Below are 24,568 nucleotides of genomic sequence, written 5' to 3'. Positions count from 1 at the left end.
AATTATATCTTATTCGGTTTTATGATATTCTTTAACATTTCATTTTCAAGAAGGTTTTTATGCTCGTTGCTCCAAGTATTTTATCAGCAGATTTTTTGAATCTAGGCTCTGAAGTGCGTTTGATTTGTGAGGGGGGTTGTGATTATGTGCATATTGATGTGATGGACGGGCATTTTGTGCCTAATTTAACGATGGGTCCTGTCGTTGTAGAGAGGGTGGCTAAGGTAGCTAGCAAGCCTTTGGATATCCATCTGATGGTTGAGGGAGCTTCTTTTTTTGTTGATTTATTTGCCCCTTGTAAGCCCGAATTTATCAGCATACATATTGAAGGGGAGAAACATCTCCATCGCTTGATTTCTCAAATCCGTAACCACGGTATCCGTCCGAGTGTCGTTTTGAATCCCCATACAGATGAAAGCCTTCTCAAATATATCTTGACTGATATTGATATGGTTTTGCTCATGAGCGTAAATCCGGGCTTTGGCGGGCAGAAGTTTATCCCCAATGTGCTAGAAAAAATCCGTCATCTCAAAGAGCTCATTTTGACTAAAAACCCAAATTGTTTGATTGAAGTTGATGGAGGTGTGAGTGATAAAAATATTGCTGCACTCCAAGAGGCTGGCGTGGATATGGTTGTGGCAGGGAGTTATATTTTTGGCAGCAGTGATTATAAAAATGCGATTGCTTCTTTGCGATGAATTATTTTAGGCTTTATGATAGGCTCAAAAGCAGCTCTTTGAGCAAGGCAGAGTTTTTGAAGCATTTGGGGTTGGTGGGGCAATGTATCGATTTTGAGAGCGAGATTGAGGTATTAAAATCTTGCGGTTTTCCGTTGCTAGAAGACAAAGAGCATATTTTTTTAGAAACGACAAAGATTAAATGGCAAGAACAGACCTTTTGTTTTGTGGATATTGAAACGACAGGATCGAAGCCACAAAGTGGCTCTATCATTGAGATTGGGGCTTTAAAGTATCGCAATGGAGAGATGATTGGGAAGTTTGAGAGTTTTGTGTATGCTAAAGAAATCCCTGAGAAAATCACTGAACTCACAGGAATTTGTGCTAAAGATATTTGCCACGCCCCTAATGTGCGTGATGTTTTGAGGGATTTTAGGGTGTTTTTGGGGGATAGTGTTTTTGTGGCACATAATGTAAAATTTGACTATAGTTTTATCAGCCATCATATGGAATCGATTGGTTTGTATCCACTTTTAAACCCCAAGCTATGCACGATTGATCTTGCACGCAAAACAATCCTTTCGCCTCGGTATTCTTTAGGATTTTTAAACACATTTTTAGGGATCAATACGTCTGTTTCCCATCGGGCTTATGCGGACGCTTTGAGTGCATTGAGGGTATTTGAGATTTGCTTATATACCTTGCCTAAAGCAGTCAAGAGCACGCAAGATTTGATTGATTTTTCTAAAGGCAAGTGCAAAAATATACACTGAGTCTATGGGAATAAAGCCTTGATGAGGGCATTGATATTGTTTTTGTTGGTCTGCATATTGAGGGTTTTGGCTGCTATGTGAGAGCGCTGTTTGTAGCTGATAATTTCTTCATAGCTGAGTGCATTGATGGCTTTTGCTATGGTTTTGGGGTCAAAGTCTTTGGCAATATATCCATTTTGATAGCTCTGCACAAAAGGTATCATTTCAGGATTGGGAGCGATGATGAGCCCTAGCCTTGCTTGGATATATTCAAAAAATTTATTGGGTAGGGCGTGCTTGAGATTGGCATTGCTTGGTGGGATCATATAAAGCCCTAAATCATAAGCAGCTGTAAAAGGAATAATCTCTTCAAAAGGCACAGGTGGGAGGAGATTGATTTTTTTGCCTTGAGAGCGCATTTGAGCGATGGATTTTTCTAAAAATCTCTGATAATTCTTATCGGTATGGACTAACATCAAATCCAGCTCGAAGCGATCTTGCAGATATGCAGCAAGCTCAATGCAGTGTTCTATCTTGCGACTAGGGTTGGCCCCGCCGTGATAAATGATTTTGATTTTGTCTGCTTTGGGGTGGCTTGGAGTGATGTTGTGGTATTTTGGTAGAGAATAAAACAACTCACAAGAAATGCCATATTGTGTTTGATACATTGTTTGGAGCCCTTTTGAAACGGTGATTATGCGATCAGCTAGGGGGAGGTAGGTCTTGCAAAGATAATCATTGAATCGCGCAAAAAGAAGCCGCCAACGCAGGTTGCTCTTGTTTTGTGCGGGGTAGAATTCTCTTGCATCAAAGAGTATTTTAGCCCCTTTTTTATACGCAAGTGCGATAGGGAGGAGGACAAGATCGCAGCAGATGATGAGATCAAAGCTATGTTGGGTGAGGATTTGGGCGATTTGGAGGCGATTGGGCGTGTAGATGAGTTGTTGCCAATTTTGAGAGAATACATTTTTATAAAGTCGGATTTCTTCAAAAATATTTCTTTTATGAAAGGCTGGGTAGCTAAAAACCTCTACGCCCCTAATTGCTGAAGCATTGATCCCTAGGGCTGTGAGTTTGTGGGTGTCTTTGAGGAGGGTGATGAGCCTTTGGGGTCGGGGGTTGGTCGCTGGGTTGGCCGCGCAGAGTATGAGGATTTTTAACATCAAGCCTGCTTTTTGCGTGCGTGGAAATAAAATATCTTAGCCCCATCTTTTGGCAAAACAAGCTCAAAAAAATCTTCAAAATCAAGCAGAAATCCATAGCGTTTGATGATGGCTTGTGTGTCTTGAAAGATTCGGATATGCCCTTGGGAGTAGAAATTAGGCACCGAGGCAAGGATATGGGTGCGAGGGGGGATTTTGCTCAAAAGCTCTAGGTCTGCACTGATGTGTTCGAGGACTTCAAAGAGGCAAATATGCGTATAAGGCTGGGAGATTCTATGCGTGGTGAGGATATTTTCTTGGATCAATCTTTTAGACCAATGGGGCGTTTTTGCTCGAGCGATTTTGATAGCTTGGGGGCTAAAATCAATGCCTGTGTATTCAAGGATATTGCGTTCATAAAGCATTCTAGCAAAATCCCCTGCCCCGCAGCCAACATCAAGCACACAGACCTCTTGGTTATCTTGCCTATAGTTTTCTAAGATTTCATAAGCATATTCCCAACCTCGATAATACACACTTTTGTCATAAGGCTCGCTATAAGCAGGGCTTGTGCGATATACATCATCATAGAATTGCTGGTTTTTATCAGACTTTGGAGTGTGCTCTAGGAGTGTGCGTAGCTTTTTTTGCAGGGCTTGTAAGTTTGGAGAATCTTCAAGGAGCATAGAGATAAAACAAGGCATATCGATAGAATCAAACCCATATTTGATGGAGTCTTGTAGCCAATAACGCGCATAGAAACAATCTGTATAAAGCCGTATTTTTTCTTCATTGACGCATAGAGTTTTGAGCTCATGGCATAAATGGGCTTGCAAGCTTGCCTTTGCTGTGCAGACAACTATGAGCGCACAAGCTTTGAGGGTGCTAAGATCTGTAGTGATGAAAGCTTTTGAGGGAGATGTATCACAAACAAAAGGAGTAGGCAAGGAAAGGTCTTGGAGTAAATGATAGAAATTTTCTCCGACTTTGCCAAAGCCCAATATCCCTATTTCATGCATTTTGGATAGCTTTTAGAAAGGAATTGATACTGGATTGCTTGCGTATGTTGTCATAGATTTTTCTTATCAAGGATCTTTGTTCTATCAGCCTTTGCTTGGCTTTGGGGGTGAGATTGAGGAGTGCGATGGCTTTTTGGTGGTAGTCTTTTGGGTCAAAGGCAATGCAAGAAGTGTCTTCAATCCAAATTTCTCTCAAAAACTCTGCACTGATATTTTCTTGCTGTTGTGCTACTTCTAGGGCTTGCTTCTGCGCTGCAAACCACTTTTCAAGCCTATGCAAACGCGCTTCTTTACCTTCTTTAGACAAGGTGAGGATTAGCCCGCCTTTGGCGTTAAATTCTACTTTGCTTTCGCCTTGTTCCATCGGGAAACTATCGGGCCAAAAATCAATGATATGCCCATAAAGTGAGCTATCAACATATCCAGGGAAGAAAAAGCGCTCCGTGATTGCTGGGTTGATTGCACTGATTTTTTGCTGGATTTCATAGACATTGCCCACACCACAAGCTAAAAATATGCTATCAGGGAAGTCTTGCATGATTTGGATAATGCATTGCAGATATGGGAGAGAGTCGATTTTAGTCAGTCTGCCAATGAGCCCTAATATTGTCCCTTTTGGGTATTTGGCCCGTTCGTTTTTGATGATTTCTGCTGGGATCGGTGGGTTATAAAATCTAGGTTCCATACCCACACTCACGCCCATAAATGGATAACCCTCACAATCAAGAGGGCCTGATTGACTGCAGATATGCGTGATTTTTAAGTCGAGATAGGGGCTGTCATAGACAAAGTTCCCATGACTCCAAAACACCTGTTTGGGTGCACTTCTGCTTGCGAGGATAAAATCACTGATTCCATAGCCATTATTGGGGCTGATGAGAATATCTACACCATCTTTGATTATCGATTCTCTGATACTCAAGGCCTTGGATAGATGGGAGTTGTAATAGCCTTCTTGATTGATGGGTGCAATCACATCAACAATAGGGATACCTAGGGCTTCATAGGAGCTTTTGATCAAGGGATCGTCATTACTTTTTTCCAAAAAGCCCATCAAATATATGCGGATTTCATAGTGCTTTTGGAAGTATTCATTTTGCACCAAAGTTTTTAAAAAGCTATATTCGACTTTATAAGGCGAATTTTCTACAAATCGATCCCGCAAAAAACCAATGATTTTTTTGGGCTTTGGTGTATGGATAGCTTGTGTGAGGCCAAAATCTTGAGTAAATTTTTCATAAACGCTCGAGGCTTTTTGTGTGATTTTTTGATTGAACTCTCGCCAATTATTTTGAGAAGTGAAGCTATTGCCACACATGTGATAGATAAAAAACTGCACATAAAGTGCTGCATCGATTTTTTGGGCATTGGGATTTTCTAAGAGCGTATAAAATATTTTCTCCCAGAAAGGATAGAGCCCTATCCAATCGCGATGATTGAAAAAATGCTTGATATTCCAAAACACTTGGAGTTGCCAATTGAATATCGAACGTTGTTGTGTGGGGTTTAGGCTGAAAAAATATTCAGGTGCTAAGACCTCTTTGAGTGCGTTGATACAAGTCTGAAAAGGGATTTCTAGCAGAGTAAAAGCCTTGATAATAAAATCTGCTGCCTTATGGGCGCTAGGGGTGCGCATATCAATCAGACAGATATTTTTGATATAGCCCTGCAGCCCTGCAGTTCTTTGACCCGATAAGATTCTAGCGATAGCCCCAAGCTCTAAGAGCATTATATTTTCTTCATCACTGATAGTGGGCGTAAAGAGATGTTTGTCTGAGAGCTCAATAAAGGGATTGAATCGTGGGTCTATTTGGGTATCTGTGTTTGTGAGGGCAAACAAACAAAGATAAGCGCGTTCTAAAATATCCCCTTTTTTCAAGACAAGATGATAGATTTTATCTTGAAAGAGTTCCAAGAGTTGTTGGCAAGTTTTTTTGTATGCGGGGTCTTTGAGCTGATGGGGGAAATCTGATAGATTCAAAAGCGCATTGAGGGCTGCGTCAATATGGGCTTTTTGCGTGGCTACATCAAGGAGCTTGTTGATCTCTTCGATTGAGTGGGGAGCGGGATTTGGGGGCATTATTTCAAGTCTTTGTTGGAGGAATCAAAATGTGTTTGTATGATTTTAGTATCGATAAGCCATACATAATCCAGATGGTTTTTTTGCGCATAGGGGGCGACTTCAGCAGTGATATAGCCGTAGTTTTGGGCTACTGAGATGACTTTGCCTACAGGGATACCAGGGGTAAATATCCCATCAAGCCCACTTGTGATGACTTCATCGCCTGCATTGATCTTGAGCCAAGAGGGGATAAAATCAGCTAAAATCTTTTTGGGATCAGCATTGTCATAACGGATAATAGCAGGGATTTTTTGCTCCCCTACATAGACAGCATAGCTACTATTTTCATCACCATTGAGTAAGCCCATCAATCGTTTCTCTGTGATGATAGCAATACCCAATGCGTTGCCATTTTGCACGATACCAAAAATTTTGTTTGTGGGGTAGCCTGTGATATCTAAGTCGAGCCAAATGCGATTATAATCCCCAATCCCCACATAAGAATACGCCCTAGTTGCGATGAAGTTTGGATTTTGATAGGGGGATTTTTGACTGATGAAGTTTGAGAGTTCATTGAAGCGCGTTTGCAAGGTCTGGAGCTCTAACTCTAGCTTGGAATAGTCTTTGAGTTTTTCTGCGTATTCTTGGATTGTGTTGGCTTGTCGGAGGTATTTTTGATAAGAAAGCTTGATATTTTCTTGCGCATTGAAAAACCAGATTTTGATCTTATCGCTCAAATCAAGCACATCAGATCGCAGCGTCTGGTTGGAGTCAAAGGTAATAAATATCAAAGCCACTATAACAACGATAAAAGAAAGCGGCCTATATCTCATCTGTGCCCTAAAATCAGTCTTGAGCGCCTATATGGTGCAATAAATCCAATTCTTCGATGGCCTTTCCTGTGCCTTTAGCGACAGCAAGGAGTGGTTCATTGCCTACATATACTGGGAGCTTGACAATATCAGAGAGGTATTTATCAAGTCCTCTGATGAGTGCGCCACCACCTGTTAAGACGATACCATTTTCGACAATATCCCCTGCTAGGTCTGGGGGCACAGATTCTAAAACACTCTTGAGTGCATTGCTGATTTCTTTGAGTTGGTCTTTGATAGCATCGCGGATATCTTCGCTCGTGAGCTCTATGGTATTGAGTAAGCCACTGACTTGATCCCTGCCTTTGACCTGCATAGAAAGTGGAGTTTCTAGGGGTGAGGCCGATCCGATTTGGATTTTGATCTCTTCTCCAGTGCGCTCGCCAATGAGGAGATTGTATTTTTTGCGGATATAATCTACGATAGCTACATCGAGTTTATCTCCAGCTACACGAATCGATTTGGATATGACAAGCCCACCTAAAGAAATCACACCAATCTCAGTAGTCCCCCCACCAATATCCACAATCAAGCTGCCTTGGGGCTCTCTGATGGGTAGGCCTGCTCCGATAGCTGCGGCCATGGGTTCTTCGATGAGAAATACCTCTCTAGCCCCTGCGCTCATTGCTGATTCTTTGACAGCTTTCCGTTCGACACCTGTAAGTCCATAAGGGACACAAACCATAATCCGTGGTCGAATCAAAGATTTGCGTTTATGGGCTTTTTCGATGAAATAACGGATCATTTTTTCGGTGATATCAAAATCTGCAATCACGCCATCTTTCATCGGTCGGATCGCTTGGATACCTCCGGGGGTTTTTCCAATCATTTCTTTTGCTTCATGCCCTACAGCTAGAATCGCACCATCTCGATTGTATTTGTTTGTCTTGACAGCTACGATTGAGGGTTCATTGATGATGATACCCTGTCCTTTGAGCAGCACAATCGTGTTGGCTGTCCCTAAATCGATGGCTATATCGTGAGAAAATAGCCCTATTACTTTATCTAATATCATTATGCTCCTTTATCGCCTTGAGAAAGTTTTTTCTTTTTGATCAAAAGTGGTTTACTCATCTTTGTGACACAATCTTCTGTTATTATAACCTCATAACCTTTTAATTCAGGCAAATCAAACATAATATCTGTGCTGAATTCTTCGACAATTGCCCGCAGACCTCTTGCCCCTGTCTTTCTGCCGATAGCAAGTTCGGCTATTTTTTCGATAGCGTCTTTTTGGAAAACAAGCTCTGCCCCATCGAGTTTAAAGAGTCTTTGATACTGCTTGATGAGTGCATTTTTGGGCTTGGTTAAAATAGCGATCATTGCTTCTTTGGTGATAGCTTCTAGGGTGGTGATGACATGGAGTCGTCCGATGAGCTCAGGGATCAGTCCGTAATTAACAAGGTCATCGGGCTCAACAAGATGTAAGACATCATCTTGTTCTATCTGTGTCTTTTTCTCACTGCCAAAGCCCATAATATTTTGACTCGAACGTTTTTTGATGATTGTATTCAAGCCATCAAATGCCCCCCCGCAGATAAAGAGAATATTGCTAGTATCTATCTGGATAAAGTCTTGATTGGGGTGCTTTCTCCCGCCTTTGGGAGGGATATTAACGACACTGCCCTCAATGATTTTTAGCAAGGCTTGCTGCACGCCCTCTCCAGACACATCGCGCGTGATGGAGCGATTTTCAGAAAGACGCGAGATTTTATCGATTTCATCAATGAATACAATTCCATTTTGGGCTTTTTGGACATCACCATCAGCTGCTTGGAGCAAGCGAGTCAAGATATTTTCCACATCTTCGCCGACATACCCAGCTTCTGTAAGGCTTGTCGCATCGCAGATAGCAATCGGGATATTTAAAAACCTCGCTAAAGTCTGTGCCATGAGTGTCTTGCCACTCCCTGTAGGACCAATCAGCAAGATATTGGACTTAGATATTTCTACCCCATCATCATTGTCAGGGAGTTTGTTGAGTATGCGCTTGTAGTGGTTATAGACAGCTACAGAAAATACTTTTTTGGCATTTTCTTGCCCGATGACATATGCATCAAGGGCTTTTTTGAGTTCTTTGGGCGTGGGGATTTTTTTGAGTGGAGATTCTTGGGCGTGTGAGGGGTCTATCAACTCTTTTTGGTTGTCTTGGTTGCCAATAATCCATTCATAAAGGCTTTTGACACAAAATATACAGATATGTGCTTCTGTGCCTGCTTTGCCAGAAAATATCTGGCACTCTTTGGATTCAAATTTACCGCAAAAACTGCAACGTCTTGTTTTAGTCATCTAAGCTACCTTTTTTGATTGGGATCCCTCGTTCTGATTGCAAGATAAAATTACAAATTTTGAGTGTGTATGGATTGTTAGGATCTTTTTGAATCTCATCGCGTGCAATCTCTCTGATAGGGGCTGTGCCAGAAAATAATCTTTTATAAAGCTGACTGATAAAATCAATATCTTGATGGGAGAGGAGCTTGCGCATACGGTGTTTGTTGAGTCCGCGTATGAGAGCCCTATTGCCCTCTGCCATACAAAATGGCGGTATATCTTGTGTCAAGGCCGAGCCCCCAGCTATCATCGCGCCATCTCCGATTTTGACAAATTGATGGATAGGGGTCATGCCCCCGATATTGATATGATCACCCATAACAACATGCCCGCCTAATGTCGCGTTGTTTGCTAAAATGCAGTGGTTGCCAATGATACAATCGTGTGCTACATGCACATAAGCCATCAAGAGATTGTGATCTCCAATCAAGGTCTTCCCGATACCTCCTTTTGTGCCAGGGTTTATCATACAATGTTCGCGTATGAGATTATTATCCCCAATGATAAGCTCTACTTTTTCACCACTATATTTGAGATCTTGAGGCATTGTGCCTAGCACTGCATAAGGGAATATTGTGTTGTTATGACCAATCTGCGTATCGCCTAAAATAGTCACATTATTATAGAGCTTACTGCCGGCTTTGATTTCGACATTTTCCCCTATCACACAAAAATCACCAATTTCAACATCTGCACCAATCTTAGCACCTTTTTTGATAATTGCTGTGTCGGCTATTAATTGTTGTCCTAACATTTGTTTTAGTCCTTTTCTCTATCAGCTACCATTGCTTTGAGCTCTGCTTCAGCGACCATTTTCCCATCAACAAATGCCTTGCCCTCTAGCTGCCAAACAGCTCCTTTGTGCTTGAGGACTTTGAGTTGGTATTCTAATCGATCGCCAGGAACAACAGGTATGCGGAATTTTACTTTATCAATCGTCATGAAATAAACGATTTTATCCTCAGCCATTGCTACATCATCACCCCAAGTGCTTACAAAGGCAAGAATCCCGCCAGCTTGCGCCATACCCTCTACAATCATCACACCCGGATAGATAGGCTGCTTAGGGAAATGCCCCAAAAATACTTCTTCATTGATCGTGATATTTTTATATGCCCTAATGCTGATATTAGGTTCTATATCAATAATTTTATCGACTAAAAGCATCGGGTATCTATGAGGTAGTATCTTTTTGATTTTGTTTATATCCATCATTTTTTGCCTTTGCGTGTTACTGGTCTGTGATTTTAGCAAAATATCTTTTAATTACAAATTTTCTACCACCCTAAAAACTGCCTCCTCTTGAAAAATCCCTTGAATCTGCACACAAATATTGCCAGAAAAAATCTCATCGACAACCACAATGGGATTGATACTCTCTTGACCACATAAAATATTTCTGAAAAATAGCTCATCTTCATATTTGGGTGGGTGGTATGCTAGCTCTTTGATAGATGGATAATGCGTATCGAGTAATAAATTCAAAAGGTGCAAATGCACAAAAATAGTATCGTCTTTTTTTGAAACCCCGATTAAGTATTGCTTGTTCTGATATTTTTCTTTTTTGTCTTCCATCGCATAGAATCGAGGCAAGTTTTCAAACAGATTGGGCTTGATCCAGAGGATAGGCCCCGTCCTTGCGTCTTTTTTATTTTGGGATTTAGCGATGATATAGCTAGGGATTACCTTGCTCAGACTTTGTATTTTGGCATTGAGTAACCTCCATACTATGTATTTTCTTTGGAGCAAAACATATTCTCTGCCCTCTCTCTCAAGGGTATCTCTATGGGCAAAAGTTTTTTGTCTTTCTTCGATACTGCCTGGGAGGATCTGTGCACCGATATGGCTCATCATCTCAAGAGAGAATCGGTTTTGCTTGCTTCTTTGCTGTTGGAGTGCGAATTTACAACCACAATAATTTTGTCTATAGAGATTATCGGCCTTGGCAAGTTCATTTTGTTTTTGCGTCCCGCCATTTGCGCGCACATTGATTTTGATAAACTCTAGGCCGTGATTTTTAGCGATTGTATCCCCTTGCATATAGAGCTTTTCTTGCTCTTTCATCGGACTAGAGAGCAGCGTGGTGGTGAATTTTGTTTCATTGATTTCTTTAGCGACTGCAGCGCTCCTAGCCAAACGGATATCAAAACATTGCGTGCATCGATCGCCCTTTTCTGGTTCTAGCTCAAGCCCCTTGACGCCCTCTAGCCAATGGTGCGTATCATAATCCCCTACAATCAGCTTGACTCCTAGCATTTCGCAGCTTCTTTTTACATCATTGAGCCGCAGATCGTGCTCGCTTTTGGGGTGTATATTAGGGTTATAGAAATAGCCTGTAAATGTTTCTTCAGGATAGACCTTTTGCAATTCACTCAAAAAATAATGGCTATCGACAGAGCAACAAATATGCACCAACATCAATCACTCCTTGCTTTTAAGAACAACCCAGACATAGTAGCCTATGCCGATTACAAATACTAATATCAAAAATATCAGTAAAGACAAATCCAGTAAATCCATTTTGACTCCTTTATCAATGTTTCATATGAAACATCAAGATATTTTTTCTAATTCTTTTTCTCTGAGCTGCCCGCAAGCAGCATCAATATCAATGCCTTTGGACTCTCTGATGGTGCATAAAAGTCCTCTTGCTATCAAAAAGTCAGCAAATGCCTTGACTTGATGGGGGTCAGGGCGCTGGAATTCTGAGCCTTCGTGGGGATTAAACAAGATGAGATTCACTTTTGCTTTGATACCATCGAGTAATTTGAGTAGTTTTTTCGCACTTTGGAGATCGTCATTGATATTTTTGATGACTAAGTATTCAAACATCACCCTCTTGCGTTCATCTACAGGGAAGCTTTTGACTGCTTGGATCACACTTTCTATGTTATAAGCCTTATTCATTGGGATCAGTTTGCTTCGGAGTGTATTATCTACAGCGTGCAATGAAATGGCAAGCTGGACACCGAGCTTGAGTTTGCCTAGCTCGATAATTTTAGGCGCAATCCCGCTTGTAGAGATCGTCTGCCTCCTAGGAGAGATGGATAATCCATCAAGCTCACTCAAGATTCTGATAGCATTTACGACATTTTCCATATTATTGAGTGGCTCGCCCATTCCCATATACACGATATTGACTCGTTTTTCAGGGGCAATGGCATTATCTCTTTTGAGCTGCACGACTTGCTCGACGATTTCACCTCTACTGAGATTGCGCTCAAACCCTCCCTTTGCTGTGTAGCAAAAAGCACAGCCGACCTTGCACCCTATCTGACTAGAAAGGCAAAAAGTCCATTTTTCACTTTCAATGACCTGCCCATCGGGGGCATATTTTTTATCCCGCATTTTGATCAAAACACTCTCAAAACTCAAGCCATCTTTTGTTCGGAATAGATATTTTTTGCTCCCATCTTTGCTTGTTTGGACGCGCATTATTTCTAAATTTTTGATTGTATAGGTATTGTCGAGCTCTTCTCGGAGGTCTTTGGGGAGATTGAGCATTTCTGAAAATGTATCGGCATAGTGGATATAGAGCCATTGATAGATTTGTTTGGCACGAAATGCGGGCGAGATAGTGTTTTGGAGTTCTTTGAGTGCGTAGTCATAAATATTTTTTTTCATCATCTTTCTCGTTTATAGGGGATAGTTTTTGCGGATAAAGTCTTCAAGCTTTTCCTTTGCTTGTGCGTGGCGGGATAGGAAATCTTGATGTGCTTGCTTGTTGCAGTGATTGGTGATACAAAAAATCCCATAACAGGGGATTTGGAATACTTGGGCGACTTTTAGCACAGAGAAAAATTCCATATTTTCTAGCAAGATATTTGCGTGGCACATTTTTTTTGCGAAGTTAGGATCGGTGTGGATATAGTTGCTTGAATTGATGACAGCACTGAATGTTTCATATGGAACAATTGCTTGGCTATCGATATGGTTGTCAATGGGCGTGTAACTTTGAGAATCAGTATAGCTAGCTTCGATTTGTGTTGCTTGCGTGCTGATAAAGATTTCTAGGGGCGAGATATGGGGATTATATGCCCCTGCTGTGCCGACAAAGACCAATAAATCAACAACTTCACGACCGCAAAGATTGCTGAGGTTGATAGCCGTATCGATAAGACCGATACCAATAGGTTGCGCGAAGCTAAAACTTTCAGATTTTCCAGCACAGATAAACATTTAGAGCCTTATGGGGATTTTGTTTGTATGGAGGTAGCGCTTGAGTGTATCAATTTTAATCGTGTCAAGATGGAAGATACTCGCAGCGAGCGCACCATCAGCAATATCTTTTTGAAATACTTCTAAAATATGCTCTTTTTTCCCCGCACCTCCACTAGCAATCAAGGGAATATTGGTGAGTGTTCTGATGGCCTTGAGGGCGTTAATGTCATAGCCTGTGCGCGTGCCATCAGCGTCCATACTTGTCAAGAGGATCTCGCCTGCACCTCTTTGATAAGCTTCTTGCACCCATTGACACATATCCTTTTGAGTATTTTCTCTACCCCCTCGGACATAGACCTCCCATCGATCAGGCAGAGCAGAATGCTTTTTGACATCAATAGCGACCACGATACATTGTGTTCCAAATCGTTTGGCCGCTTCTGTAATCAGCTCAGGGTTTTGGATAGCTGCACTATTCAGACTGACTTTATCGGCCCCTGCATCTAAGAGCCGATAAATATCTTGCAAGTCTTTGATCCCTCCTCCTATGGTTAAAGGGATAAAAGTAACCTTAGCTACAGAAGTCACCACATCAATCATTGTGTGGCGATTTTGATAGGTCGCACTGATATCAAGCAACACCAATTCATCAGCCCCTGTGTCATTGTATTTTTTGGCTATTTGTGCAGGATCGCCCATGTCCTTGAGTCCGATGAAATTAACCCCTTTGACAACCTTTCCATTATGGATATCCAAGCAGGGGATAATCCGCTTTGCAAAGCAGTCCATATTTTCTCCATTTAAAGTTGTGGTGCATTTGGTTAATTATAATATTTTTTACCTTAACTCCACTATTTACAAATGGCGAAAAAATGGATAGAATTGAGAATAAATTTTGATGGAGATACACATACACTACAGAGCCAAAAAGCACTTTGGGCAGAACTTTTTAAAAGATACTGTGTATGTTGATAGGATTGTCCAATCCATTCCCAATATATGGCAAGGTCAGCAGCTTGTAGAAATTGGGGTTGGCTTGGGTGATTTAACAGATAGGCTTCTTGAGTTTTATCAGCTTAAGGCCTATGAAGTCGATAGAGATCTGTGTTCTTTTCTCGTGCAAAAATACAACGACTTTTTTATTTCTGGGAAGCTAGAGCTCATCTGTAAAGATGTCTTGGAATTGCCTTGTGAGCAAGGTTGGCTAGATCCTAAGGAATATATTCTTGTGTCGAACTTGCCCTATTATATCGCTACAGCGATTGTGTTGCGATTGTTGCGAGATAGTCAATGCAAGGGCTTTATAGTGATGACTCAAAAAGAAGTCGCCCAAAAATTTTGCGCTAGGAGTGGGGAAAGGGAATTTTGCGCTTTGAGTGTCATAACCCAAACACTCGGAGAGCCCCAAATACTCTTTGATGTCCCTAAAGAAGCCTTCAGCCCTATGCCAAAGGTCACCTCATCGGTGTTTATGGTCAAAAAAAATGGGAATTGTTTGCAAGAGGGCTTTGAAGCCATGCTTAAAGTTTGTTTCAGTGCTCCCAGAAAGAAACTGCTTAGCAACCTTGCAAGTCAATATGGCAAGCAAACGACAAGGAGAGTGTTTGAGCATTTACTCCTTACACAGAGCGTTCGAGCACACGAAATCGATACAGCGACTTATCACCAAATATTTGAAAATCTAAAGGTAGAGAAATATGGAAAATAATAACGAAAATAGCAACCAAACAGCGACCCCCCCAAATGGGCAAGAAGGACACAATGGACAAAATGGGTCAAATGGACAAAATGGACAGAGAAGGAGATTTTTCAAACCGCGTTTTAAAAAACCTCAAGAAGACAATGAAACACACACAGAAAATCCCCAAACAAGACCCAGAAGATGGATAGGGAAAAACAAAAACACCCCCACAAACCCCAATACCCAACAAAACTCGCTTGCAGAGTCTAAAGATGGTATCAGAGATATTCAGAGTGTCAATGAAAGGGGGAATCTGGGCTTCCATAAAGACCTAAAAAAAGGTGTTGAAGCCAATACACGGATCCAGAAAAATAGCCTCAATCCTCATTTCAAGCTCAATCTCAATACCAAGGCAAAAGTTCGTATCACTCCCTTAGGGGGGCTCGGTGAGATCGGTGGGAATATGATGGTGATGGAAACAGAGCAATCAGCTATCATCATTGATGTGGGTATGAGTTTCCCTGAAGAAAATATGCACGGGGTGGATATTTTGATTCCGGATTTTAGCTACTTGCACGCTATCAAGGATAAAATAGCAGGTGTAGTCATCACGCACGCCCACGAAGACCATATCGGAGCAGTCCCTTATTTGTATAAACAGATGCAGTTTCCACTCTATGGCACACCATTGGCACTCGGTATGATCGGGAATAAATTTGATGAACACGGATTGAAAAAATATCGTTCATTTTTCAAGATTGTAGAAAAGCGCTATCCGATCAAAATCGGGGATTTTGAAATCGAGTGGATCCATATCACACACTCTATCATTGACGCATCTGCACTTGCTATCAGGACAGAAGCAGGCATTATCGTGCATACAGGGGATTTTAAAATCGACCATACTCCTATTGACAATCTCCCCACTGACTTGCATAGGCTCGCTCATTATGGCGAAGAGGGCGTGATGTTGTTGTTGAGTGACTCGACCAATTCACACAAAATCGGTGTCACTGCTAGTGAAGCGAGCGTAGGGCCTACTTTTGATAATCTATTCAAAGGCGCAGAGGGCAGGGTGATCATGAGCACTTTTTCTTCGAATATCCATCGTGTTTATCAGGCCATTACTTATGGGATCAAATACAATAGAAAGGTCGCTGTTATCGGACGCTCAATGGAAAAAAACCTCGATATAGCTAGAGAACTCGGTTATATTGATTTGCCTTATAATATTTTTATTGAAGCACATGAAGTGAGTAAATATCCCGATGAGGAGGTGTTGATTGTCACTACAGGCTCACAAGGTGAAACGATGAGTGCTTTGTATCGTATGGCAACTGATGAGCACCGACACATCAAAATCAAGCCCACAGATATGGTTATCATCTCAGCTAAGGCAATCCCTGGCAATGAGGGCTCTGTATCTACGGTTTTGAATTTCTTGATGAAGGCAGGGGCGAGGGTGGCATATCAAGATTTTAGCGAAATCCACGTCAGTGGGCACGCTGCCCAAGAAGAGCAAAAGTTAATGCTCCGATTGATCAAGCCCAAGTTTTTCTTGCCAGTACACGGAGAATACAACCATGTAGCCAAACATCGTGATACAGCTATCAAATGTGGTGTGCCTGAAAAAAATATTTATTTGATGGAAGATGGGGATCAGATCGAAGTCAATCCTAGTTATATCCGCAAGGTTCGCACGATTAAAAGCGGGAAAACCTATATCGATAACCAAGTCAATCGACAGATTGATAATCATGTTGTTGCTGATAGACAAGCACTCGCAGATTGTGGTATGGTCTTGATCATTGCTTTTATCTCTTCCCAAGAGCAGAAATTGCTTAAAAATACGCGCATTACGACTTTAGGTATCGCAGGCTTCAAGGAAGAAAAAGATCTGGCTAAAGAGATTGAAAACGCACTAGAAATGTATATCAAAACACTCAAAAAAGAGGTTTTGACCCATCAGAAAACACTTGAAAATGAAGTGAGAAATCTAGTCAGAAAGCTCATGTTTAAAAAACTCAAAAAATACCCAACAATCATGAGTAATATTTTTGTGTCCTAAGGAGTGTTTATGGAATTTGCACCTATTGCCAAAGAAGTCCTTGAAATCGAAGCAAAAGAGCTTTTAGACGCAGCTTCAAGGACTCAAAACACATCTTGGAATCATATTGTTGCAATGATTGCAGGTATGCAGGGCAAGCTGATTGTATGCGGTGTGGGTAAAAGCGGCTTGATAGGGGCTAAAATCGCAGCCACTTTGGCAAGCACAGGCACACCTAGCTTTTTTTTACACCCCACAGAGGCAATGCACGGGGATTTGGGTATGGTTGGGAAAGATGACATTGTCCTTGCGATCAGCTATAGTGGCGAGAGTATGGAGCTAGTTTCTATCATGCCCCATCTCAAAAGACTCAGTGCTGGCGTGATTACGATGAGTAAAGATATCAATAGTTCGATTTCTCAATGGGGTGATTATTTTATTTCTATTGCGATCACCTCCGAGGCTTGCCCCCTTGATACAGCCCCTACAAGCTCAACAACTCTCACGCTTGCACTAGGAGATGCGCTAGCAGTTTGTTTAATGCGTAAAAGGGGGTTTGGCAAAAAGGACTTTGCAGCCCTCCACCCAGGGGGGAGTCTGGGGAAGAGATTGTTTGTAAAAGTGGGAGATTTGATGCAGACCCAAGACCTGCCACTCATCGCTCCCACACTCAGTCTCAAAGAAGCGATTATCAAGATGAGTGCAGCGCGTTTGGGTAATGCTATCATCGTGCAAGATGGGCGTTTGGTGGGTGTTTTGAGCGATGGGGATTTGCGCCGTGCTTTAATGCGCCAAGACTTTAGTCTAGAAGATCCTGTAGCTTTGTATGCTTCTAAAGAGCCTAAATATTGTGACAATCCAGATTTGCTCGCTGTCGATGCGCTGCGGTTTATCGAAGATAATAAAATCCAGCTACTCATCATTACAGATACCCATAAAGTCGTTTTGGGAGCTATCCATTTGCATACATTGATTGGTATGGGAATCCGATGAGTGCATACAAGGCAGGCTATCGAGAATCATAGCCTATGGGAGGTGGCATGTGTTTGAAAAAATAGATACGATTTTCAGAAATATTGAGTCTATCCGTGATGAAATCCAGATTTTACTCAATATGGCGCAGATTACTTTGGTCGATTATATTATGATCAAAAGAGGCGCACAAGATATGCCCGAGGGTTTGAGTATGGCTGTATTTTCACAAATCAATGAACAAATCGACGCACTCAAGCTCCAAATTGATGCACTCAATAAACTCAAAAAAGACCTACTTGTCTTTTGAATCCTCGCTATTTGTTTGCTTGATTTTTTTGGCTTGTGTCTTGGCTTGTTCTTTTAGGGCTTTTTCTGTTGGTATCTTGTCAGTATCAAACCCACTGCCTAGTGCGTGGTAGAGATCGATGAGGGATTGGATATAGAGGGATTTGAGATTGGTGATTTGTATTTGGAGGTCTAGGCTGGACTGCTTAGCATTTAAGACTTCAAGATAAGAAGAATAGCCGCTTTCATATCGACTTTGTGCATATTTTAGGGATTGGATAGACATTTGATATTCTTTGACTAAAGAATATTGTTGGTTTTTGATCCACTGAATACTTGCTTGGGCGTTTTTGATTTCTTTGAGGGCATTTAAAACGATTTTTTTATAAGTGTATGCAGCTTCATCTCTTTGGGCATTGGCTATGGCAAATTCTCCTTTGAGCTTACCTCCCTCAAAGATAGGGGCTAAGATACTCGATCCCAAAGCCCCTACAGGGAGCACTGCACCAAGACCGGTAAAATTAGAAGACATAAAAGCCCCGATATTAGCCACTAAGTTAAAATCAGGCAAGAAATTTGCCCGCGCTTTAGCCAGTGAAGCGCTGCTAGCAGCGAGCTTGAATTCTGCATAGGCAATATCAGGTCTGTTTCTCAAGATAGAAGATGGGATTTTTGTAGGCAAATGGGGCTGGGCGATGAGGTCAAGACTTTGGGTGAGGGGCAGGTCTTTTGCGGGGATACCTGTGAGTTCTTCGAGGGCATTTTTTGTTTTGATGATAGCTAATTGCACGGGTGCGAGCTGTGATTTTATGGCTTCATATTGGATTTTGGCTGCTTGTGTGTCATATGTGCTAGTGTATCCTGTGGAGGCTTTGCTTTGGGAAATATCAAGCTCTTTAGCCTTTGTTTTGAGTGTGTCTTGGAGGAGTTTTTGGCGCTCAAGGAGAGAAAGGAGATTGATATAAGTTTTTGCTAAAGTGGCTTCGATGGAAATATCGGTGGCATATTTTTGGGCGATGATGGCTTGGGCAGTATAGAGCTTATTTTTGCGTTCATTGAAATCTTTTTTGAAAAAATCAAAATGATAAGAGATGTTGAGCGAAGGGTCAAAAACTCCAATAGGTGTTGTAAAGCCAAAGAGTGAAGTGAGAGGGTTTTTGCTGTATTGGGGGTTAGCACTGATATCAACAGATGGAATCAAGGTCGCTCTAGCCACTCTAAGTGCACCTAAAGCTTCTTTGATATGTGTTTGAGCGATTTGTATATCGCTGTTATAGCTTCTTGCTTTTTGTATCAAAAATATCAAATTTTTATCATCAAATTGCTCCCACCAATCTCGATTGACGCCCTCATTAGCGCTAGGATCAATGGCGATGGTGATTTTTGCGTCTTTTGGGATTTCAGGGATTTTAGGTGCGCAAGCCCCAAGTATGAGCCCAGAAATGATGACTCCCATCACTGACATACGCATTTTAGTCCTTTTGTGTGTGGATCGTCGCGATCACGCTCATACCAGGCTTGAGCCTTTGGGTCAGTGGGTTGCTTGTGTCAATCTTGATACGCACAGGGATTCTTTGGATCACTTTGATGAAATTGCCCGTGGCGTTATTGACTTTAATGGCACTGAATTCACTCCCTGTAGCAGGCGCAATCCTCTCAACCACGCCTTTGATGACAGCGCCCCCTAAGGCATCAATGCTAAGGCTTACCTCTTGACCGATACGGACATTTTTCATTTTCGTTTCTTTGAAATTAGCTTGCACCCATTTGAGTGTGGGGATTAAAAAAGTTAGAGGTGTGCCTTGTGATACAAACTGCCCTAACCTTGCGCCCACTTCACTGAGTTGGCCATCGATAGGAGCTTTGATGAGTGAATAATCCAGATTGATTTGCGCGAGCTCTAAAAGTGCCTTGCTTTGCTTGACATTAGCCTCTAAGACGGCTTTATTGATTGCATAGGCTTGGAGCTCTTCTATGGCCTTATGGTATTGGGCTTTGGACTCTTCTAGGGCGTATTGTGCTTTTGTCAATGCTGTTTGGGCGTCTTCAAACTCTCTTTGACTCACTGAGCCATTGGTTACAAGCTTTGCTGTGCGCTTGTATTGGGATTGTGCGTTGCGGTAAGTGGCTTCATTTGTGCCAATGATTGCCTTTTTTTCATCGACATCTGCTTGACGCAAGCGATAATTTTGCTCATAGCTATCCAGGGCAGCTTGAGTGCTTTGGAGATTGGCTTGTGCTTCATAGACTTTTTGGATAAATATTGATGGATCGATTTGCAAGATAGGATCGCCTGCTTTGACTTGAGCAAAGTCTTTGACAAATACTTCAGTGACATAGCCATCTACGCGCGGTGCAATCAATGTGACTTTGGATTCGACATAAGCGTCATTAGTGCTTACAGAGTCGTGGAAAAATGGTGGCAACTCCCAAGCATACAAGATAGAAAGGATCGCGCACACAGCAATGATTCCTGCAGCAATGCTGATGATGAGGTTAGGTTTTTTAGGTCTCCAAGGTTTTGAAAATGGCATGATCGATCCTTCAAGATTGATTTTTGAGTTGCTGCATGAAGAGCTGTGTTTTTAGATTGTCTTTAGCACTTTTGCGGGCTAAAATCCCTAGCTCTCGATCCACAGGAGAGGCCTTAGAACGCGCATAATACAGCCAATGTATCGCTAAGAGCACAAAAGTCACACTCGCTACCACACCGATAACACAAAACAAATCATTATAAGCAAGCACGCCTGCTTGTTTGATCATCTCTGCTTGCAAATGCGGGGTGAGGGTCGTGAGTGGGTTGGTATCAGGTGCGTGGTTGATGAGTGTTTGGAGATGTATAGAAGTTCTGACTTTGATGAAATAGCCAATCAATGCAGACCCCAATAGCCCAAAGACACTTTGTGAGAATCCAAAAATAGCAATGAAAGTGATCACATAGTTCCCTCCGCGCGGTATAGAAATTGTCATACCCTCAGTGAAAAGAGGTCCGATAAAAAACACACTTGAGGCTGCGATAAGAAACTGAGAAAAATAAAGATTGGAGGGCATGACAGATGGCGAGAGCCCTGTAGCTGCAAAGGAGCCAACAATCAACATCGCAAAAGAAATCACCATAATCAAGCTAGTCCGCTTATAATTCATCACGACAATGCAAGATAAGCCGCCAAACAAAGCACCCAATGTCACCACACCATAATAGGTGATGAGCTGGTAATCTGTATAGCCCAAAACATTTCTAAAAAGTCCTGTCGCCCCCGTTGTCTGCTCGGCTAGACACATACGAGCAAATGTCGCAGCAAGAGAGAGTCTGAGCACTTGGAACTTGCCGATAAAAGAGAAGTTGATCAAGGGCTTTTCGCGCTGGACTTCAATGATAAAAAATAATGTGATACAAGCTATGGCAACACACAATCCATAGGCAATCCAAGGCTGATCCCACCAGATGGTATTGCCGATACTAAAAATCAGGCAAAAAGTCGCTGTGCCCAGTGCATAGAAAAATATCGAGGGAGCGTCTTTGATGGAAAATGACTTGCCTGTTTGGGAGGGAGGGAGCTCTAAGAGCAAATAGACAGCTAAGGACAAGAGCACTGTGCCCATATCGATAAATACTGCTAATTGCGTATTTTCATTGACCATCAAATAAGGGATCATCCACCGAGCGCCCGAAGATCCCACTTGCATTAATCCCATACTCAAGCATATCGCAAGGTATTTCTTTTTGGCTGGGAGCATTTGGAGGACATAATAAACACACAAAGTCGATAGGCTGCTCCCCACTAAGCCATTTAAAAATCTTGTAGCAATCACAACATAAAAATCTTTATAAAAAATCTGTATTGTATGCACCCCTATCAAAATAGTAAGGGCAAAGCCAAAAAATATTTTCATACCAAATTGCTGCCGTATTTTGAATAAAACGACACTCGTCCAAGCATAGCCCATATAATAAGAAGCTGTGATGATTGTCCCCTCAGCAGGAGTCAGCCCCAACCCCCCTTGCACTTCATAGATATTAGCAATGACAATGTTGTTTTGCAAGCCTGCAGCAAAGAGCAAAACGATCCAACCAAAGGCATAAAACCAACGGATTTTTGCAGGCAGATCAGGCCGCCCCAAAGACCCCCAAAACATCGGCATTTCATTGGGTCTGAGTATCTCAGTGAGGTTGGGAGATGGTTTCATATTGCTTGTGTCCGTATGTTGAGAATTCCAATATTGCTAGGGATTGACTCTAAAAAGGAGTTGGCTTTCTGGCGATATTCTAAGATTTGCCGATAGAATCGTGTGTTTGGCGTTGGGTATCGCTAGATGGTTGTGACTAAAAAGAATCAGCTTTTGTTATTTCTTGTATAAGGCAAACCAATCCTATTTTTAAGCGTCAATTATATGCCTTATTGTTAAATGATGATAACATAAAAGGACTGCTTTTATCAAGGGGTTGGCAATATGAGAAAAATATTTTTTAATCTTTTAAAATAAGTTGAAAAATGCATAGAAATATATACCCATAACAGACAGAGTCAAGAGAAATAGACTTGAATTATGAATTTTTATTTTTAACTATTCTCCTGAGGGTAACAAAAAATTTCTTCCAATCATCAAGCTCCATCAAAGGATGTCCGCCCCATTTTGTGTGTGGTGGGAGGTTTTTGCCTACAGCCCCCCGTCCTGCAATTTGTGTGAAATCACCGATATGGATATGCCCTCCTGTGCCTGCTTGCCCGCCAAAGACGACATTGCGCCCTGTAGTTGTTGAGCCTGCTAGCCCCACTTGAGAAACCAGCAGAGAATGCTCGCCTATAACGCAGTTATGGCCGATTTGGACTAGATTGTCAATTTTTGTGCCTTTTTTGATTCTTGTTTCGCCAAATACAGCTCTATCAATCGTGTTATTTGCTCCGATTTCGACATCATCTTCAATGACAACCAGACCATTGTGTTCTATTTTGATATGCTCGCCTGTGGGCGTGTGTGCGTATCCAAACCCATCAGAGCCGATCACAGAGCCAGCGTGGATACAGACATTGTTACCAATTTGTGTGTCTTTATAGAGTGTTACATTGGGAAATATCTTGCAATGACTGCCAATACTCACACGATCAGCGATCACCACACCAGGCATGAGGAGCGAATTTTCTCCGATACAAACACCGCTACCGATAAATACATTAGGCATAATCGTAGTGTTATCGCCTATGGAGAGAGTGGGGTTTTGCTGGAGATGGATATGGGCTTGGTTTTGCAAAGAGGCTGTGGCAAATTCAGTGGGAGCAAAAAACCTTGAAAGCTGCGCAAAGGCTAAATGTGGATTGGGGACAATGATGGGCTGGATATGGCTAGGGAGCATTTTGGCATCTTCTGTGCGGAGGAGTATCGCTCCAGCACTGCAAGCAGAGAGTTGGCTCAGATATTTGCTTTGGTCGATGTAGCTAATGTGATTGGGCGTGGCCTTGTCTAAAGGGGCGATTCCTAGGACTTCAAAATCTTCTTTGATTGGGGTATGGATTCCTATGGATTGGAGCATTGCAGAGAGTTTCATTGGCGATCCTTATGGGTGAGGGGTTTGGATATTAAGGGGCTGGCTTGAATAATGGGATAAAAATTCTCAAGAGTGAGTGCAGCACTCCCCACTAACACGCCATCTACCTCATCTAAAGCTAGGATTTCTTTTGCATTTTGAGGATTCACACTCCCTCCATAAAGCAGAGGGGCTTTTGCTTGATTTTTGATGATTTGGTGGGTCTGACTGATTTGCTCTAAACTCGCACTCACGCCTGTCCCTATCGCCCATATGGGCTCATAGGCGAGTATGAGCTTGTCATAAGTTGTATCAATGCCCTCTAACTGTGCGTGGATAAACTTTTCTACAGCGTCTAAGCCCTTTTCTCTTACAGATAAATTCTCACCGATACAATAAAATATCTCAAAGCCCTTTTGGGCAAAGAACGCAAACTTTTTGGCACAAATTTCTTGCGTTTCAGCTAAAAGATTGCGCCGCTCACTATGGCCAATGATGATGGTTGTGATCCCTAGTTCTTGGAGGATTTCTAATCCGATTTCCCCTGTGAAAGCGCCATTATAAGCCGGATATGCATTTTGTGTCCCAATAGTAATCATACCACAAGGACTAGACATCAAATTAGAGAGTGCAGGGAAGATATAAACTTGCACCCCATCTTGTGGAGTCAGCTTGCTTTGGAGGGTCTTGAGGTAGGCTTCTGTGCTTGCTCTTGTGAGATTTGCTTTAAAATTTGCTGCGATGATTTTTCGCATATAGCTAGCTCCTTATGTGTGGGATTCTCTCAGATATTTTGGAGTAATTGTAACAATTATTTGATGAGTTTCATAAAATAATACACACTAAAGATAGTAGGGATTTTTAACAAATAAGTTCTAAAATTTAAGAGAATTTTTAATTGTATTTGTTTTATAATATGCACAACCGCTTATGAAATTCTCACTCATAGTGTCGATGAGCGGGGACAAAGGAAAAATGCGGAGTGCAGTGATATTTGGATTCCTTGAGCAGTGTGCTTATTTTAAAAGCCCTAAATTTAC

23 protein-coding genes are annotated in these 24,568 nt (G+C 41.9%); 6 read left to right on the top strand and 17 right to left on the bottom strand.

Translation table 11 applies throughout. The features are described from left to right. The first annotated feature begins 59 nt into the window (after positions 1-59). Entirely contained in the window at positions 60-698 is a 639-nt protein-coding gene (gene rpe, locus BKH46_RS02705) for a ribulose-phosphate 3-epimerase (protein WP_095225304.1), read from the top strand. Next, positions 695-1,450 (top strand): 3'-5' exonuclease, encoded by a 756-nt coding sequence (locus tag BKH46_RS02700; RefSeq protein ID WP_095225303.1) that lies wholly within the window; start codon positions 695-697, stop codon positions 1,448-1,450. The genes rpe and BKH46_RS02700 overlap by 4 nt, the downstream gene beginning before the upstream one ends. 2 nt (positions 1,451-1,452) lie before the next feature. Here BKH46_RS02700 and BKH46_RS02695 read toward each other — a convergent pair whose 3' ends face one another. The 12 genes from BKH46_RS02695 to hisF form a co-directional block, all read right to left on the bottom strand. Further along, positions 1,453-2,592, bottom strand: coding sequence for a glycosyltransferase (locus tag BKH46_RS02695; RefSeq protein ID WP_095225302.1), 1,140 nt, complete (start codon positions 2,590-2,592; stop codon positions 1,453-1,455). Continuing rightward, positions 2,592-3,590, bottom strand: a complete 999-nt coding sequence (locus tag BKH46_RS02690) for a class I SAM-dependent methyltransferase (RefSeq protein ID WP_095225301.1) — start codon at positions 3,588-3,590, stop codon at positions 2,592-2,594. The genes BKH46_RS02695 and BKH46_RS02690 overlap by 1 nt, the downstream gene beginning before the upstream one ends. Continuing rightward, positions 3,583-5,670 carry a hypothetical protein gene (locus BKH46_RS02685; RefSeq protein WP_095225300.1) on the bottom strand — a complete coding sequence of 696 codons (2,088 nt, stop codon included), beginning with the start codon at positions 5,668-5,670 and terminating at the stop codon, positions 3,583-3,585. Before BKH46_RS02685 ends, BKH46_RS02690 begins: the two co-directional genes overlap by 8 nt. Continuing rightward, a complete protein-coding gene (gene mreC / locus BKH46_RS02680) occupies positions 5,670-6,485 on the bottom strand; it encodes a rod shape-determining protein MreC (RefSeq protein ID WP_095225299.1) in 816 nt (271 codons plus the stop codon). Before mreC ends, BKH46_RS02685 begins: the two co-directional genes overlap by 1 nt. A 13-nt stretch (positions 6,486-6,498) precedes the next feature. After that, positions 6,499-7,539, bottom strand: coding sequence for a rod shape-determining protein (locus BKH46_RS02675; protein ID WP_095225298.1), 1,041 nt, complete (start codon positions 7,537-7,539; stop codon positions 6,499-6,501). Further along, a complete protein-coding gene (gene clpX / locus BKH46_RS02670) occupies positions 7,539-8,813 on the bottom strand; it encodes an ATP-dependent protease ATP-binding subunit ClpX (RefSeq protein ID WP_095225297.1) in 1,275 nt (424 codons plus the stop codon). The genes BKH46_RS02675 and clpX overlap by 1 nt, the downstream gene beginning before the upstream one ends. Beyond that, a complete protein-coding gene (lpxA, locus tag BKH46_RS02665) occupies positions 8,806-9,609 on the bottom strand; it encodes an acyl-ACP--UDP-N-acetylglucosamine O-acyltransferase (RefSeq protein ID WP_095225296.1) in 804 nt (267 codons plus the stop codon). The genes clpX and lpxA overlap by 8 nt, the downstream gene beginning before the upstream one ends. A gap of 5 nt (positions 9,610-9,614) precedes the next feature. Beyond that, on the bottom strand, positions 9,615-10,070 hold the full coding sequence (fabZ, locus tag BKH46_RS02660; RefSeq protein ID WP_095225295.1) for a 3-hydroxyacyl-ACP dehydratase FabZ: 456 nt from the start codon (positions 10,068-10,070) through the stop codon (positions 9,615-9,617). Between the two features lie 51 nt (positions 10,071-10,121). Next, a complete protein-coding gene (locus BKH46_RS02655; RefSeq protein WP_095225294.1) occupies positions 10,122-11,273 on the bottom strand; it encodes an epoxyqueuosine reductase QueH in 1,152 nt (383 codons plus the stop codon). Positions 11,274-11,408: 135 nt separating this feature from the next. Further along, positions 11,409-12,482, bottom strand: a complete 1,074-nt coding sequence (gene rlmN / locus BKH46_RS02650; protein ID WP_095225293.1) for a 23S rRNA (adenine(2503)-C(2))-methyltransferase RlmN — start codon at positions 12,480-12,482, stop codon at positions 11,409-11,411. A 9-nt stretch (positions 12,483-12,491) separates the two neighbouring features. Then, positions 12,492-13,034: a purine-nucleoside phosphorylase gene (locus tag BKH46_RS02645; RefSeq protein WP_095225292.1), complete on the bottom strand. Its 543-nt coding sequence runs from the start codon at positions 13,032-13,034 to the stop codon at positions 12,492-12,494. Continuing rightward, a complete protein-coding gene (hisF, locus tag BKH46_RS02640) occupies positions 13,035-13,805 on the bottom strand; it encodes an imidazole glycerol phosphate synthase subunit HisF (protein ID WP_095225291.1) in 771 nt (256 codons plus the stop codon). 109 nt (positions 13,806-13,914) lie between these two features. On the opposite strand from hisF, the gene rsmA reads away from it, so the two are divergent. Genes rsmA through BKH46_RS02620 form a run of 4 tightly spaced genes read left to right on the top strand, consistent with a single transcriptional unit; the run spans position 13,915 to position 18,026 of the window. Continuing rightward, on the top strand, positions 13,915-14,724 hold the full coding sequence (gene rsmA, locus BKH46_RS02635) for a 16S rRNA (adenine(1518)-N(6)/adenine(1519)-N(6))-dimethyltransferase RsmA (protein ID WP_095225290.1): 810 nt from the start codon (positions 13,915-13,917) through the stop codon (positions 14,722-14,724). After that, on the top strand, positions 14,714-16,765 hold the full coding sequence (locus BKH46_RS02630) for a ribonuclease J (protein WP_095225289.1): 2,052 nt from the start codon (positions 14,714-14,716) through the stop codon (positions 16,763-16,765). Before rsmA ends, BKH46_RS02630 begins: the two co-directional genes overlap by 11 nt. Positions 16,766-16,774: 9 nt before the next feature. Then, positions 16,775-17,737, top strand: coding sequence for a KpsF/GutQ family sugar-phosphate isomerase (locus tag BKH46_RS02625; RefSeq protein ID WP_095225288.1), 963 nt, complete (start codon positions 16,775-16,777; stop codon positions 17,735-17,737). A 49-nt stretch (positions 17,738-17,786) separates the two neighbouring features. Beyond that, complete coding sequence (locus BKH46_RS02620) at positions 17,787-18,026, top strand: DUF2443 family protein (protein ID WP_095225287.1); 240 nt, start codon at positions 17,787-17,789, stop codon at positions 18,024-18,026. Here the strand turns inward: BKH46_RS02620 and BKH46_RS02615 are convergent. The 5 genes from BKH46_RS02615 to BKH46_RS02595 form a co-directional block, all read right to left on the bottom strand. Beyond that, complete coding sequence (locus tag BKH46_RS02615; protein ID WP_095225286.1) at positions 18,012-19,475, bottom strand: efflux transporter outer membrane subunit; 1,464 nt, start codon at positions 19,473-19,475, stop codon at positions 18,012-18,014. The genes BKH46_RS02620 and BKH46_RS02615 overlap by 15 nt on opposite strands. 1 nt (position 19,476) lies before the next feature. After that, entirely contained in the window at positions 19,477-20,538 is a 1,062-nt protein-coding gene (locus BKH46_RS02610; protein WP_253248276.1) for an HlyD family secretion protein, read from the bottom strand. A gap of 10 nt (positions 20,539-20,548) precedes the next feature. Beyond that, positions 20,549-22,192, bottom strand: coding sequence for an MFS transporter (locus BKH46_RS02605; RefSeq protein ID WP_095225284.1), 1,644 nt, complete (start codon positions 22,190-22,192; stop codon positions 20,549-20,551). 358 nt (positions 22,193-22,550) lie between these two features. Then, on the bottom strand, positions 22,551-23,549 hold the full coding sequence (lpxD, locus tag BKH46_RS02600) for a UDP-3-O-(3-hydroxymyristoyl)glucosamine N-acyltransferase (protein WP_095225283.1): 999 nt from the start codon (positions 23,547-23,549) through the stop codon (positions 22,551-22,553). Then, positions 23,546-24,283 (bottom strand): triose-phosphate isomerase, encoded by a 738-nt coding sequence (locus tag BKH46_RS02595; protein ID WP_095225282.1) that lies wholly within the window; start codon positions 24,281-24,283, stop codon positions 23,546-23,548. The genes lpxD and BKH46_RS02595 overlap by 4 nt, the downstream gene beginning before the upstream one ends. Positions 24,284-24,568: the final 285 nt, after the last annotated feature.

The organism is Helicobacter sp. 12S02634-8 (assembly GCF_002272865.1).
Classification (GTDB): Bacteria; Campylobacterota; Campylobacteria; order Campylobacterales; family Helicobacteraceae; genus Helicobacter_J.
Note: the sequence above shows the minus strand (reverse complement) of the source record. Positions and strands in the feature narration are given on the sequence as shown.